Raw genomic sequence first — 13,703 nt, forward strand, 5'->3', positions numbered from 1 at the left:
GGTGAACGCGTAGCTGGTGCGCAAACGCGGGCCGTCGACCGTAAGCGGCTCGACGATGCGCGCGTCACGGAACCCGTGCAACACGCTGAAATGACCGAAGTCGACGCTGTTTTCGGTCACCTCTTGCGGATGACTGTGCAGCCGCATGCGTTTGGTGCGCAGCGGCCGCCACCCTGACTGATCTTCGGGTGGTTCGATCTCCCATGGTTCCTCGCCCGCAGGACCGTGCCACACCATGAGCACGCCGCTGAGCTCGCGTAATTCGAGCAGGCCGAGCCGAGCCGCCGGTGGTGGCGCGCCGTACGGCGAATACGAGCAGCGCCCGGACACCGAATAGCGGAATCCGTGAAATGGACAGCGCAGTTCCTCGCCGACCACGGTGCCGCCGTGCCCCAGATGGGCGCCGAGATGCGGGCAGTACGCCTCGGCCGCCCGTGCCGTCCCCGCCGCGGTGCGGAACAGGACGATCTCGCGGTCCATGAACGTCCTCGTCACCAGTCGACCCGGGCGCAGCTCACCGGAAAACGCCACCGCGAACCAGCCATACGGATACGGGGGCGGCGCGTCGGCCGGTTCTCGTGCCGCCAGTGGCGCGCCGAGGGACCGTCGTCGCTTGTCGGGTAATTCGATACGCAGCATGGATTCGACTTCCATCGATCATCGATCGCGCCGCGGCTCTTCGGGATTCGCCGCCGCGGCCGGGCTACCGGCGTGCCGAAACGTACCTCGGGGTCAGCGGACCGTTCAATCGGTACTTGGAATAGGTGATATCCCTACGGGGATCACCTTATTCGGAGAACTGCTTAAGTGTTGTCCGATAAATGGTGGCAGCTGCAGTTTTCCGGAATGCGCTTTCGGTCCGGCGAAACAAGAAAGCGCCGATTCAGGTTTCCCGTTTCGCTACTACGGATGTACCTGGTCTACCTATTCGGCGACTGTAGGCCGACGGTGGGGCCGGTACGGCCGAATCCGGAGATAAAGAGGAGAAAGCTGTGAACAAAGATTCGGAACGGTGGGTGCTTGCCTTCGACGCGTCCTGTGGTACCTGCCGGGAGATCTCCGACGCGGTCGCGCATGCGTGTGACGGAAGACTCGAGGTGCTTCCGCTGGCCAACGCCGATGTTCGGCGCTGGCGCGACCAGGCCCTCGGACGGGAAATAGACTGGGCGCCAACGTTATTACGAGTGACCGGGCCGCGGGTGCGCGCGTGGACCGGTCCGGTGCTCGGGTGGCGACTCGCGCGCGTGCTCGGGCCCGCCGCGACGCTGCGGGTGATGTCCGCGCTCGGGCGGCTGCAGCGGCAAGCGGCAGGCAAGGCAGGCGAATTGCCCGGTGCCGCACCTGATGTCGTCAGCAGGGCGCGCTTCTTTCGGCTCGCCGCAGGCGCCGGTGTCGCGGCAGGCCTGGTTTTCACGGGCAATACGCCCGCCTTCGCGACGAAAGGTGAGCAATCCGCGCAGGCGTGGGTGTTGGCCAACCGCGCGAACTTACCGCGCGGCTACGCCGAGGTGATCGCCTATCCGCTCGCCTACCGGCGGGCGATCTATCAGGCATCCCCGCCCGCGGTCCGCAGTGCGCTGTGGTCCGCGCATCTGCGCGAATACCGTAGCGCCCGTCCGCATTTGACGACCGAGCAACTTGACGTCCTCAACCGCGCCGCAGCACTTGCCGCACGCGAATCGGTGTTCACCGCCCAGGGTGTCGCGCAGCTGCGGCAGGCCGAAGACGTGCACCGGTCGGCGGTGGCCGAGCTCGGCGCGCACGAGGTGTATCAGGCCTTCGGGATGCTCGGCCCGATCGAGGCGGCGACCACGCAGGTCGCCCGCTACCGCGACTGCGAATGCGCCTTTCAGCACGACTATTGCGGTCGGTACACCTGCCACAACCAGCCGGGGCGCGACAACTGCAACTATCTCAGCGACGGCTGTGGTTGGTTCTGGAACGAGCCGTGCGCCGGACTGTGCCGATAACCCTCATCCGGTAGCCCCCTATCGGCGGTCTGCCCGCAGAGGTGATGATCGCCGCCCTGGTCAGGATGGTGGCGTGGATCCGTCCGGCGGGTTCGCGGTGATCTGCTCGGCGCGCCTGCAGAAGGCTTGATCGATCAGCTCACTGGCGGCGCGTTCCGCGATCAGCCGCGCGATGGCCAGGTCCATGTCCAGCTTGGTGCGGTCTTTGGCCTCGCCGCCGGATTGCAGGTATGCCTCGACGGCCAGCGGCCCGTACACCTGGTCCGCATAGCGATCGGCGATCCGGTCGCAGTCCGCGCGAAGGCGTTCCACCAGGTGAAAGGCGTCGCTAGGCGCGAGTCCTGCCTCGACGAGGCGGGCGGCGAGATCGCCGCATCGGGGGTTGGTCAGCCGGTAGGTGTCCACGGGATCGCCGTTGGATGCCAGCGCCTGCTTGGCGTACTCGGGGAGTTCGGGGTCGGGATACTCCTGCGCGGGTGCGGCCGTCGCCGCGGCGGGTTGCTCGGGGACGCCGAGGACCTCGGCCAGTCCGTCGCCGCGGTCCCAGGCCGCGAGCAACTCTTTGATCCCGTTGAGCTTCATCCCTCGACTCAGCAGCCTGCTGATGGTTTCCAGCCGATTGAGGTGATCGGTGTCGTAGTAGCCGACCCGTCCGCGCACTTCTGGTGACGGCAGCAGCCCACGCTCGTGATAGACGCGGACGCTGCGGACGGTGGTGTCGGCTGCCCGTGCCAGTTCGTCGATGGTGTACTCGACATCTACAGCCATGAGATAAGGAAACCACAAGTTCGACCCGTAGGAAAATGTCACGTGGGATAATGAGACGCTATACAGCGTAACGACCAGGTAACGTCTTGGATAACGTGCCGTCGTTTAGCGGAATGATCCTTGCCGTGGCCGCACCGGTCGATTACTCTCCCAGTACCGGTATTGACTGCCGGTTTCCGGGGACTGTTGAGCAGCCCTGATGCCCGCCCGACCACTGGGTACGCGCATCGAAAGTTGGCGTGCCCGCGGCATTCCTCGGAGACGGCCATGAGCACTACCCCCATTCCCGCGCCTTTCAGCGGCGCGTCCGCCAGCGTCACGACCCTGGCGACCGTCTCGACCATCTCGGCCGAGACACTTCCCCCCAAGACCGCCGCTCGACCGGCGTGTGAAGGCATGTCCGACGACTGGGACCTCGACGTCGGCACCCCGATCCGCTGGAAGGTCGCGGTCCGAATCTGTCACAGCTGCCCGCTGTTGTCCCAGTGTCAGGAGTTCGCGCAGACGCTGATCGCGCGCGGCGACGCCCCGCGGGCGCTGATCTGGGCAGGCGTGGGATACGACAACTCCGGCAGGGTCGTCGACGACCTGGACCGGTACCGGCCGCTGCCGATTGATCGGAACCGGCCGCTGCGGATCATCCGCAACGGCGCACGGCCGATCCGCAGCGAACCGGCGCCCGTCGCGCCGCATCGCCATCTGATCCTCGGCCGCCCGCTGGAGCCGACGGGAACCGGCGATCTCTGAGCCGGCACCCCGGCATCGAAACCTCTTGGCATCGAACGGAATTCTGGTGGAACAACCATGACAGCGCTGGCCTTGGAGATCGGTCCGACCCGTTTCGCGGCGTCCAGGGTGGCCCAGGACGTCGAGGCCGACGACGTGCGTCAGGTGCCGATACCCGCCGACGGTGCGTGGGATCGGTGTCTGGCGCTGCTGAAGGAGGTCGCCGAGGGCAGGGAGATCACCGCCCTCGGTATCGCCTGTGCCGGCCCGATCGACATGGCGGCCGGGGTGGTCGCACCCGCCGAAATCGCCGAGTGGCGAACGGGTTTCGCGATCGTCGCGGCAGCTGAGGCGGCCTTTCCCGGTGCCTCGGTGTATTTGGCGGTCGACGGTGTCTGCTTGGCGCTTGCCGAGCGGAACATCGGGGCGGCCAAGGAGGCGATGGATGCGCTGGCGCTGACGGTCTCGGACCGGATCCGCGGCGGCATCACGGTCGGCGGCTTTGTGGTTGTCGGCCGGACCGGCAACGCGGGCAACATCGGTCACGTGCTGGTGCCTGGTTACGACGAGCCGTGTGCCTGCGGCAGCCGTGGCTGCCTGGAGGCGGTCGCCGGTGGTGCCGCCGCGGTGCGCTGGGCGCAGGACCGAGGGTGGGGCGGTGCGTCGGTCGACGAGCTGGTCGCCGCCGCACGAGTGAAGGACGAGATCGCCGCCGCTGCGCTCGGCAGGGCAGGCACCGCACTCGGTCTGGCGATTGTCTCGACGGCCGCGCTGCTCGATCTCGATCTCGCCGTGGTCGGCGGCACGATGGCGGCGGCGGGGCCCGCGCTGTGGGAGCCGCTCAGTGCCGCAGTCGCGGCCCATGCCCAGCTCAGTTATCTGCCTGGCCTGCGGGTCGTGCCGTCGACGCTCGGTGAGCTCGGCGGGTTGGCCGGTGCCGGACTGCTTGCGTTGACGCCGCGCCGCTAGCGGGTAAACATCCCATTGAGTGCGCCGCTATCTAACGGTACATTGTTCTTCGGAACAAGATTGAGTGCCGAATAGAACGGAACGGCTGGTACGGCAAGTGCGAAGTGTGGCGCAGTGACAGAGTGGGCGACGATCGAGGTTTTGGCGCCGGACAGCATGTCGATGGCATCGGTGGGTGACGCACCGCGCGACTTCGCCGGGCTGCACCGGACGATCCAGCGGCTGCTCGCCAAGTCTCCTGCCCTCTATGACGGCCTCAGTACCGCGCGGCTCATCGAGGCGCTCGTCGAGGCGCGGGATCAGGCCAAGGCCGTCGACCTCACCATCGCGACCGGTTCCGGCCCGCATCGGCTGCTGATTCGGCCGATCCTCGGTCCGGCGGGTGATGTGCACGCGGTGCGCATGTGGCTCGCGTCGGCCAGCACGCCGGTCCCGCCGCCGCGACCCGCTGTCGGCGTCATCTGGGACCTCGAAACCCAGACGATGCAGCAGCCGAGCGGCATCACGCAGTTGAGCGGTCTTTCGGCGGAGGAATACGCGCCGCGGACCTCGATTGCCGAACTGTTCCATCGGATGTCGGCCTTCGACCGGCACACCGAGGTCCTCGATCTGCTCTACGACCCCAAGCCCGGCGACAAGCTGCAGTTCGACGTGACCATCACGCCGGAGCAGGGCCGCGCGGCGCAGTGGCGGATCACCATGCGCGCTCGCGACGACCAACGGACAAGGGGCGCTTGGCTGTTGGTCGAGGACATCACCTCCGACAACGTGGCCGCGGAGTGGCCGACCCTGGAACGGACCGGGCTGCGTGAGGCGCACCGCAGGGCGGGCACGCACCTGGCGGTGCTCCAGCTCGAGCATGCCAGCATCTCGCATTGGCTGACCGATCCGGCGCCGTGGATCCGGTGGGACTACCTGTTCCGGCCCATCGATGTCTTCCATCCCGATGACCGCGAGCGGATCATGCAACTCGGCGGCAGGCTGCACGCAGGCGACACGGTGGGGGTGACCGTGCGGACCCTCAACTACAGCGGCGGATACACGATGACGTCGCTGCTGCTCTACCCCTACCCTGGCTACGCGAGCACACAATTGGCGATCGGGCAGGCTGTCCATCTTCGTGACGAGGTTTCCTTACCGGAGTCGCCCGAAGAGTCGGTGCCGAGGTCGACACCGATCGGCTATGACGATCAGCTCCGGCATCGGCTCGCGGGCCGCCGGAAAAGAATTGCCGCCTATTGATCCGTCCTCCCAGGCGTGGGAACTGCTGACAAACTGGAAGTCCCGCTGCTCTCTACCATTTCGAGAGTGAAGACAAAGGCGGCCGAACCGGCGAATTCGAGCGAAGCACTCCTTCGCCGAATGGCCGTGCGGCGGCGTCGCGACAATATCGTGATGGCGGTCTTGGCCGTGCTCGCGGTGCTCGGCGGCGGCCACGCCGTCCTCGACTTCTTCACCCCGCCGCAGCCGCCACCCACGGATACGGCCGCCGTCAGCGCGGTGGGGCGCGCCCAGCTGGCTGGGGCGTTCGCCCAGCAATTCGTCGTGACCTACCTGACCGCGAACAACGGGCAACAGGAGCGGCTCGGCGAATATGTCGGCACCGCACAGCATGTCAGCTTGCCGACGGTGTCTCGACAGGTCGCCGACCCCATGGTCGTTTACGTGTCGCGCGCCATGACGAACCGGAATATCGACGTCTGGTCGGTGACGGTGTCGGTGCGGATCGGCAAGGCGGGCATCGTCACGGCAAGCGATGTCAGGCAATACTTCCGGGTCGCGGTGTCCTTGGCGGGCGGGCGGCCTCGGGCGCTCGCGTTGCCTGCCGCGGTGGCCGGGCCGAGCAAGGGCATCGATCTCTCGCTCGCTTACAGCGGCTCGTGCGGCCCGGAATCGCCGCTGGCGCAAGTCTCTTCGGGTTTCCTCGGTGCGTTGCTCGCCGGTTCCGGTGACGTGAGCCGATACACCGTGCCGAATTCGGGCATCGTCGCGCTGCAGCCTGCGCCGCTCACTGGAATCGAGGCGGTGGCAGTGCTTTCGGACAGCAGGGACTGCGGCGCGAGCGGTGACGTGGCACGGGTGCTCGCGACCGTCACGCCGAAGGGCGACGCGACAGCCGCGCTGCCCGCCATGGCCTATCCGCTGACGCTGGCGCGCAGCGGCGGGCAATGGCAGGTGCGCACGATGGAACCGATTCCGGCGCTGGCGAATCCGCTCGCCGAGGTCGGTCAGGGGGATGCTCGCGGCCCCGCGGGCCCCGCGACGACCACCACGACTACTACGACGGTCCAGGTTCCACCGGCAACTCAGAAGTAGAGATGAGAGGGGTTGGTCCCCAATGAATTACACAATCAGCTTTTTATCCTCCTTGACGAACTTTGCCAGGGTCGGCGGACTGTTCATGATCGTGCTGATCGCGATCGGCGTGCTGGTGAGCTCTGGTGCTCGAGATAAACTGTCACTCGGGCGGACCGCCATGGTCCTCGCAGGGGCTGTTTTCGCCGGCGTGGCGATCTGGGTGCTGCCGTCGCTGATCAACTACGCACGCTACGACTTCGGCACGATCGTTCCGGAGTACCCCATCGGTGGTTATGGCCAGTGAGCCAGGTCATCAAGGTATTCACGCCGATCAAACGTGTTCCCACGATGGTCGGCAAGGCGCAGAACGGGCAGAAGCTGCCGTTCGGGCCGTATACCTTGCCGCAGATGGGCGCATTGGCGGGGTTGTTGCTGCTCACCGCGATTCTCGCGATGAACCTGCCGGTCAACCCGGCCGTCACGTTCGTGATCGGCCTCGTCGCGACCATCGGCACCGTCTTCCTACTCGGCCTGGTGCCCTACACCGGGGTCAGGATGGTCTCGCGGATGCTGTGGCTGTTGCGCGTGACCTTCGTGCGCACACCGGTTTCCGCGTCCGGCGTGCCGATCGATGCGCAGTCGGCGCGCCAGACGCTGTTCATCGAGGAGTCCGTCGTGCTGCTACTCCCGGACACCGACACTGCCCGCGCAACGAAAGCCGTGCAGTCCGAACCGCTGCTCGCGCTCCTCGGTACGGGCAGCGGAGCCGAGCTGCAGACGCGGATCGCGAGCAACGGAAACGGCAGTGGTGCGGAAGGACGTGAATGACTTTGTTCGGGCGCGATATTCAACCCACCGCGGCGATCCGTGGGAATCTGCAGTTCACCCACTCCGGCTTGGTGACAGCAACCTACTTCATCAACCCCCTCGGCTACGGGTTGCGCAGGTCGAGCGACAAAATGGAGGTGAAGCAGGCCCACCATGCGCTGATCAACAATCTGCCAGGTGGCGCGCTGCTGCTCGGGATCCAGGCAGGGCTCAACACGATTGACGTGCTGACCAAAATGGTCGAAGGAGTGGACCTGGACGATTGCGAGGACTACGCGATCGAGGTGGTTGGCTCCTTCGAGCGGATTCGCGACATCAGGCCGTTGACGCGGCTCTATCTGCTCTCGATTCCGGTGGGCGCCAGCAACTCCGGGATCTCGGCGCTGTCGCGGATGTGGCGCGGCAGTACCTCGACGATCGATGCCGCCGCCCTGTCGCGCGCCGATCTGGACGAGTACCTGGAGAAGGCGAACGAGACGCTGTCGCGGATCGGCGGCGACTTCGATCCGGTTCCGGTGCCCGCCGCATTGTTCCAATGGCTGTGGGAGCACTACCTTTCCCGTGGTTCGGTCGCCGATCCCGTCGCACCGACCACCGCGGGCGTGCTCGATGAAGCCACCGCGGCGGTATTCCGCTCGGCGGCACTCGACGAGGGCGCACAGACCGACAGTTCGCGGCGGATCCGGCCGTCCTTCGTCCCGGTGGTCAAGGTGGTGCAGCCGGACTACACGTATGGCGTTTCCTATCAGTCGATGCTCACACCCAACTCATTTCCGTACGGGGGCATGACTTTTCCCGGGGGCAGCGAGTTCCTCAGCGTGCTGGAAGGGCTGGACAACGCCACCGTCGACTGGGGTATCCGGGTTTCGACCAGGCCTGCCGAGCAGGTGCTCAAGTCGAACGAGCAGAACCTGCGCAGGCTCGGCGAGCAGATGGACCAGCGCGACCAGGAAGTGTCCTTCGCGCAGAACACGTTGATGGGCAAGGCGAAGATGCTCGGCGAGTACAACCAGCATTTCGAGGTGAACGGCGGCGAGTCGGAGGTCTCCTTCACCACTGTCATTGCGGTGGGCGGCATTTCGCGTGACGCCACCCTCGAGGCGGTCAACACCCTCAAACGCCGCTACAAGCGCTTCCAGATCGACCTGACCTCCCCGATCGGCGCCCAGGTGGATCTGTGGTCGATGCTGCTGCCCGGGTGCCCGCCGCGCCGGGCGTTCGACGATTTCGCCCACATCGTGCCCTCGGACATGTGGGCCGGTTTCGTCCCGTTCACCACCGCGGAGGTCGGCGACGACAGCGGACCGATCATCGGCGTGAACCTGTTGTCGGGCAACTTCGAGCCGATCCATTTCGGCATCATGGAAGCGGCGTTGCACGACCTGTCCGCCTCGTTCGCGGTCACCGGCGAACTCGGCTCAGGCAAATCCTATTTTTTGAAGCTCATGGCGGTGCTCGTGCATGACATGGGCGGGCAATTCCTGGCCATCGATCGCAGTCAGGTGGGGGAGTGGGCGCACTTCGCCGCGTCCATCGACAACGCGGTGGTGATCGACTTGGCCGAGCCGAAGGTGTCGCTGGATCCGCTACGCCTGTTCGAGCCGAGGATTGCGGGCGAACGGACGCTCGATTCGATTCTCCCGCTGCTCGATCTGTCGCCGACCTCAGGTCCCGGTGCCGCAGCAAGCAATCTGCTCACCGCCAAAAGCATTGTTGAGCATGGCATTCGGAGCCTGCGAGACTTCTACGATGTGGTCTGCCGACTGCGCGACACGGCGGTGCACGACCAGGATTACGCCGATCTCGCCGCTCGGCTCGGCACGGTGGTCGAGCGGGTGCCGGTGCTGTTCGACGCGACGCTGCCGCCGCTGCGCCTCACCGCGTCCGCGACCGTCGTGCGCACGCACAAACTGGCATTGCCGACCGCCGAGGAACTGACATCGCCACACCTGTACAACCGGTTGCCGTTGACCAAGCGGCTGGGCACGGCGCTCTACGAGTTGGTCGGTGTCGCGGCCCGCGAGGCCTTTCTCTCCGACAACGGCCGGTTCGGGCTGCTGGTCGGAGACGAAGCGCACCACTTCACCCAGACCCAAGTCGGCGCGGCGGTGACCTCGGACTTCAGCAGGGACGGCCGCAAGCACCTCGCCGCCATCGGGTTGGCCTCCCATGACCCGGGCGCGGATTTCCAAGGCGCGGCACACAATCTGATTCCCAATCGGTTCGTGTTTCGCCAGCGCGACGAGACGTTGGCGCGCAACAGTCTGGAGTGGCTCGGCGTCGACCTGGACGCGGCGCCGTTCCTGCTGCAGATTCTGCGGGAGGAGACCTCGCCGCCGACCGGGCCAGGTCGTCAGGTGCCGATACAGCGCCGCGGCGAGATGTTCATGCGAGATGCGTTGAACCGGATCGGTCGCGGCAAGGTCCTCGGACCCGCCCGCCCCGACCGCGCGGAGGCGATCACCAGTACCCCGGTGGCGACGAGCGACGGGAATGCCCTCGCCAAGCAGCGCGAGGCGGTCACCTGATGCTCCGCAGGGACGCGGTTTCCCGGACGATCGCTGTCCTGGCCTCATGGGATCCGGCGCACTGGCAACCGAGCATGGTGCGGCGGCGGTGTGGGAGCTGGTTGACCGCCACGCGCGCACGACACCGGACCGCCTGGGTGCTCGCAATGCTGTTCGCCCTGTTCGTCTTTCCCGGAATCTTAGGCGCGGTAGTCACCGCACAGTCGGGCAGCAGCCTCGGCGGTTCCGGATACACTGCGTTCGGCTGGGGTGACGCCCGGGATTCCTCGGGAGTTCCGGTGTCGTACTACATGTTCGTCACCGATACCGGCGGCATCCTGAGCCCCTGGAATACGGCGATGGCCATGGTGCTCAGCCTCCAGTTCGCTGGCTGGCGCGAGATCATCGGTTTCGGTGACTGGATATCCGGCACCGCTGTCAGCCTTTCGTGGGCGGATCGCGTGGGAGCCATCTTCGTAGGGGTCACCGAAAATATGCTCGGGCAACTGCCGCTCTGGGCGATGTTCCTGGCAGGCACCACGATCGGTTCTCTTTTTGTCGGCATATTCGTGGTGACCGGCAAGCCCGCCAAGGCGGCGATGCAGACAGTCTTCATGTTCGGAGTAGGGCTCGGCGGAGTGCTGGTGATGGCCTTTCCACTGCATGAAGCGGTCGCCGGGGACGGTCCCTTCGGGCAGGGCCGCGATCTCGGGGTGGCGCTCGGCGCCGCAGCACTCGGCAACAACGATCCGGATCCGGCGGCCATGACCAAGGCCTTGCAGAGTGGGTCGGCCGACCGCACCCGAAAACTGCTACAGAAGTGGAATTACGGTCACGTCGTCGACAAGCAGCCGCTGTGCAAGATCGCATTTACGAATGGCACGCTCAACCAGAGTGAAAAGCAGATCAAAGAGGGACTGACGAACTGCGGTGACACCACTGCACGGCACGCTGCCGACAATCCGAACGCCGGCCAGATCGGGGTCGGATTCGTCCTTTTCATCGTCAGTCTCCCGATGGCGTGGTTCGGAATCAAGTTCTCGTTCGGGGTGTTCATGGCCTGGGCGGACGGGATATACAACGGAATGGTGTTGGTGTTCTGGGATCTCCCCATGGGCGGGTTCATCTACGGGGACACTCAGCTTGCCCTGATCCGTCGAATCGTCAACATCTTCATGGCCTTTGTGCGGATGGTTGCGAATATCTTCATACTCGCCGTCTATACCGCCGTCTGCGGCAGCTTGCTGGAGGAGTCGGACGACGATGTGCTGCTGATAGTCATGCTGGTAGTGATCGTCATGATCGTCGGCATCGTGCAGTCGAAACGGATGAACGATCGGTTCAACGCCACCAGCGACGCGGTGGCGAATCGGATCGGGCAGTCGATCGCGTCCGGCGGTATCTTCGCCGCGCCGGGAGGGGGTGGCGGCGGTGGAGGTGGTGGTATGGGTTTGGTCGGGCTTGGGAATTCGATGCATTCTTCTCCCGGGCATACGCTCCTCAGTGCGCTCGGGGCAGTGTCGGTCATCGGCAGTTCACCGCTCACGGCATGGATGCTAGGCGGGCGGCGAAACCCGTTGCTTCCCTACGCGGGTCTGCAGCGACGAGCGGATCTCAGCGCGATGGAACGGGAGACCGTGGATGGTTTGGGCGGTGCCCACGGCTGGTCGGCCCAGGCCTCAGCGGACCGTTCCATGCACACGGTTGTCGCTCGCCAAGCCATGGAGAATGCACCAGGCGGTCCGAACACTGCTCGTGGCGCGGCGGCGATTCTGACGGCTCTCAATGACGCCGGGTTGCCCAGGGACCATGTCGGTGGCGCATTCCACAGCCTCGAGGAGTGGAAAGACATGGAGACGATGATGTATGCGCAGAAGGCAGCGGGACGTGTCACGGACGACGCCGATCCGAATCCAGGGGCCAATCCACACATGGCGAAAGTGGTAGCCGCACTCGCACTCGCTCAGGATTCGGCGGCCGAATTGAGAGATTATGGCCCTGCCGTCCAGCCGGTGAAAAAAGTCGCTGCCGACTACTCTGCATTGCAGCAAATGTCGTATGAAATGCACCGACCGTATCGCGAAAATCGTTCGATGACTCGGCTCAGCCAGAGTGAACAGGACCTCGTGAACAGGTTTATAGATCCGGACGATCCCATCCGTTCGCGACGTACCATGCGGCACCTACAGCGCATCGCAGATGGCGAGGATCCGATTGCTATGCACAGCGCCCCGAACAGCGGCGGCGTGGCCCCTGAGCTTCATAGCCTCAGCTCGATTTCGGCATTGCGGATGATGCACGCGATTTCGGAAAGTGAGGCCAACGCGGTGCGGGATACGGTAGACGCGGCAGTGTGGACTCCGACGGATCCCCATCTGCTGCGTGTAGCGAGGGAAAAGATCTGGGCCGCCGTCAGCACGAGCCACTGGCAGCACGATATCCCCACGACTGCGCACAACACCCCAACCAGGCCAGACTTCGTGAACAATCCGGGTGCCAGGTCGTACGGGCCGGGGATGGACGTGGTCCAGGATCTGCTGCGGGAACGGCGGTAGGTTTCTTGTTGCTCTTTCGCTCGATAGTCACCCAGATGCTGGCGCGCTCGGTGTTGCAGCGGGTTGTGCTGCGACACCGAGCGCACTCGTCATCGGCCAAATCTGGTCAGACCGGCCTGATTATCTTCGTTCTCACGTTGGTCTTCTGCGGCTTATCGATTCCGTTGACTTTGTTGACAGCTCTGGCCACGCAGAATTCCAACGCCAAAGAGTATGTGCACGACCAGTGTGAAAGCGTGCTGCGGGACGAGCCCGCAGGCACGTCGACAGTCACGCCGACCAGCACTACCGCCCGGTCCAGCCAGACGCCCCAGCAGACTGCCGCCGGTGCCACCTCTGAGTGGCCCACCGTGAATCCGCTTGCCGGAGCGACCGTTGCGGACGACGACACCAAGACGCCGCCGTGGTATCGCGCGTGCTTCTCGGCTATGCGGATTGCGCCGCCGCAGGATTCGTCGCGGCAAACGAGTAACGCGGGGCAGGCAGTCGATTGCGCGCGGGAGGTTGCCCTCGGCTACCTGGGTTCAGCCGAGTCATCTGGAACCACAGGAGGTTCCGTAAGTGCCCAAGCCATGACGCAAGACATCATTTACCGCGCCTCGACTGCGGCGGTGACCGGATACTGCGCCAAGTCGGGGTCCGTTGGTGTGGTCACGCCCACCGAAACCGCCCCGAGCTGGTGCGGTCAACCGCTCGATCCGAACGCCGCACCGGTCGTCGTGCAGTTGCCGAACGACCTTGCCAGCCAAGGCGCTTGCGGACAACGCGTCGAGCCATCGGCGACATCGGCCGGTGACCTGGTCTTCTGGGATTACCGTGACTCCGGCGACTTCGCGCCGACCAGGGTCGGCCTCGCGTTGGACGCGACCGAAATCCTCACCGAGGAGTCGGGACGCTATGTCCGGCAGGCGATGCCGACCGCGGACGATGTCCGGGTAAAGCGGGTGCTCGGCGGTCGTCGTAGCTGACTAGTGCCGCGTCCAGAATGGTCGGCGCGATTCCGGCCCAAGGCGCCCTTCATCGCGTCCACCCAACCAAAGGCCACCCTCGGTCGCGATAGATGCTGAAGCTGCCAACTGGCT

12 protein-coding genes are annotated in these 13,703 nt (G+C 65.3%); 10 read left to right on the plus strand and 2 right to left on the minus strand.

Translation table 11 applies throughout. The annotated features are described in order from the left end of the window. Positions 1-654 (minus strand): Rieske 2Fe-2S domain-containing protein (locus NA11_RS00520; RefSeq protein ID WP_141717296.1); only part of this gene is annotated, 654 nt, incomplete at its 3' end. A 338-nt stretch (positions 655-992) separates the two neighbouring features. Between NA11_RS00520 and NA11_RS00525 the strand changes: the two genes are divergently transcribed. Next, positions 993-1,970 carry a bacteriocin fulvocin C-related protein gene (locus NA11_RS00525; RefSeq protein ID WP_069159696.1) on the plus strand — a complete coding sequence of 326 codons (978 nt, stop codon included), beginning with the start codon at positions 993-995 and terminating at the stop codon, positions 1,968-1,970. A 60-nt stretch (positions 1,971-2,030) separates the two neighbouring features. On the opposite strand, the gene NA11_RS00530 is transcribed toward NA11_RS00525, so the two are convergent. Next, complete coding sequence (locus tag NA11_RS00530; RefSeq protein ID WP_069159697.1) at positions 2,031-2,738, minus strand: MerR family transcriptional regulator; 708 nt, start codon at positions 2,736-2,738, stop codon at positions 2,031-2,033. Between the two features lie 267 nt (positions 2,739-3,005). Here NA11_RS00530 and NA11_RS00535 point away from each other — a divergent pair, with 267 nt between their 5' ends. The 9 genes from NA11_RS00535 to NA11_RS00575 all read left to right on the plus strand — a co-directional run bounded on the left by NA11_RS00535 (position 3,006) and on the right by NA11_RS00575 (position 13,589). Then, positions 3,006-3,485, plus strand: coding sequence for a hypothetical protein (locus NA11_RS00535; RefSeq protein ID WP_069159698.1), 480 nt, complete (start codon positions 3,006-3,008; stop codon positions 3,483-3,485). A gap of 57 nt (positions 3,486-3,542) precedes the next feature. Beyond that, positions 3,543-4,433: an ROK family protein gene (locus NA11_RS00540; protein ID WP_069159699.1), complete on the plus strand. Its 891-nt coding sequence runs from the start codon at positions 3,543-3,545 to the stop codon at positions 4,431-4,433. Between the two features lie 114 nt (positions 4,434-4,547). Then, the gene (locus NA11_RS00545; protein ID WP_167837517.1) at positions 4,548-5,675 is read left to right on the plus strand and encodes a GAF domain-containing protein; all 1,128 of its coding nucleotides are present in this window, start codon (positions 4,548-4,550) and stop codon (positions 5,673-5,675) included. Positions 5,676-5,741: 66 nt separating this feature from the next. Beyond that, positions 5,742-6,749, plus strand: coding sequence for a conjugal transfer protein (locus NA11_RS00550; RefSeq protein ID WP_245745637.1), 1,008 nt, complete (start codon positions 5,742-5,744; stop codon positions 6,747-6,749). 22 nt (positions 6,750-6,771) lie between these two features. Next, entirely contained in the window at positions 6,772-7,035 is a 264-nt protein-coding gene (locus tag NA11_RS00555; RefSeq protein ID WP_069159701.1) for a hypothetical protein, read from the plus strand. Then, a complete protein-coding gene (locus tag NA11_RS00560; protein ID WP_069159702.1) occupies positions 7,032-7,559 on the plus strand; it encodes a hypothetical protein in 528 nt (175 codons plus the stop codon). Before NA11_RS00555 ends, NA11_RS00560 begins: the two co-directional genes overlap by 4 nt. Further along, positions 7,556-10,087, plus strand: a complete 2,532-nt coding sequence (locus tag NA11_RS00565; protein WP_069159703.1) for an ATP-binding protein — start codon at positions 7,556-7,558, stop codon at positions 10,085-10,087. The genes NA11_RS00560 and NA11_RS00565 overlap by 4 nt, the downstream gene beginning before the upstream one ends. A gap of 146 nt (positions 10,088-10,233) precedes the next feature. Further along, the gene (locus NA11_RS00570; protein WP_141717297.1) at positions 10,234-12,621 is read left to right on the plus strand and encodes a hypothetical protein; all 2,388 of its coding nucleotides are present in this window, start codon (positions 10,234-10,236) and stop codon (positions 12,619-12,621) included. A 35-nt stretch (positions 12,622-12,656) separates the two neighbouring features. Further along, on the plus strand, positions 12,657-13,589 hold the full coding sequence (locus tag NA11_RS00575) for a hypothetical protein (RefSeq protein WP_069159705.1): 933 nt from the start codon (positions 12,657-12,659) through the stop codon (positions 13,587-13,589). Positions 13,590-13,703 lie beyond the last annotated feature (114 nt).

It is taken from the genome of Nocardia altamirensis NBRC 108246 (genome assembly GCF_001612685.1).
In the GTDB taxonomy this organism is placed as follows: Bacteria; Actinomycetota; Actinomycetes; order Mycobacteriales; family Mycobacteriaceae; genus Nocardia; species Nocardia altamirensis.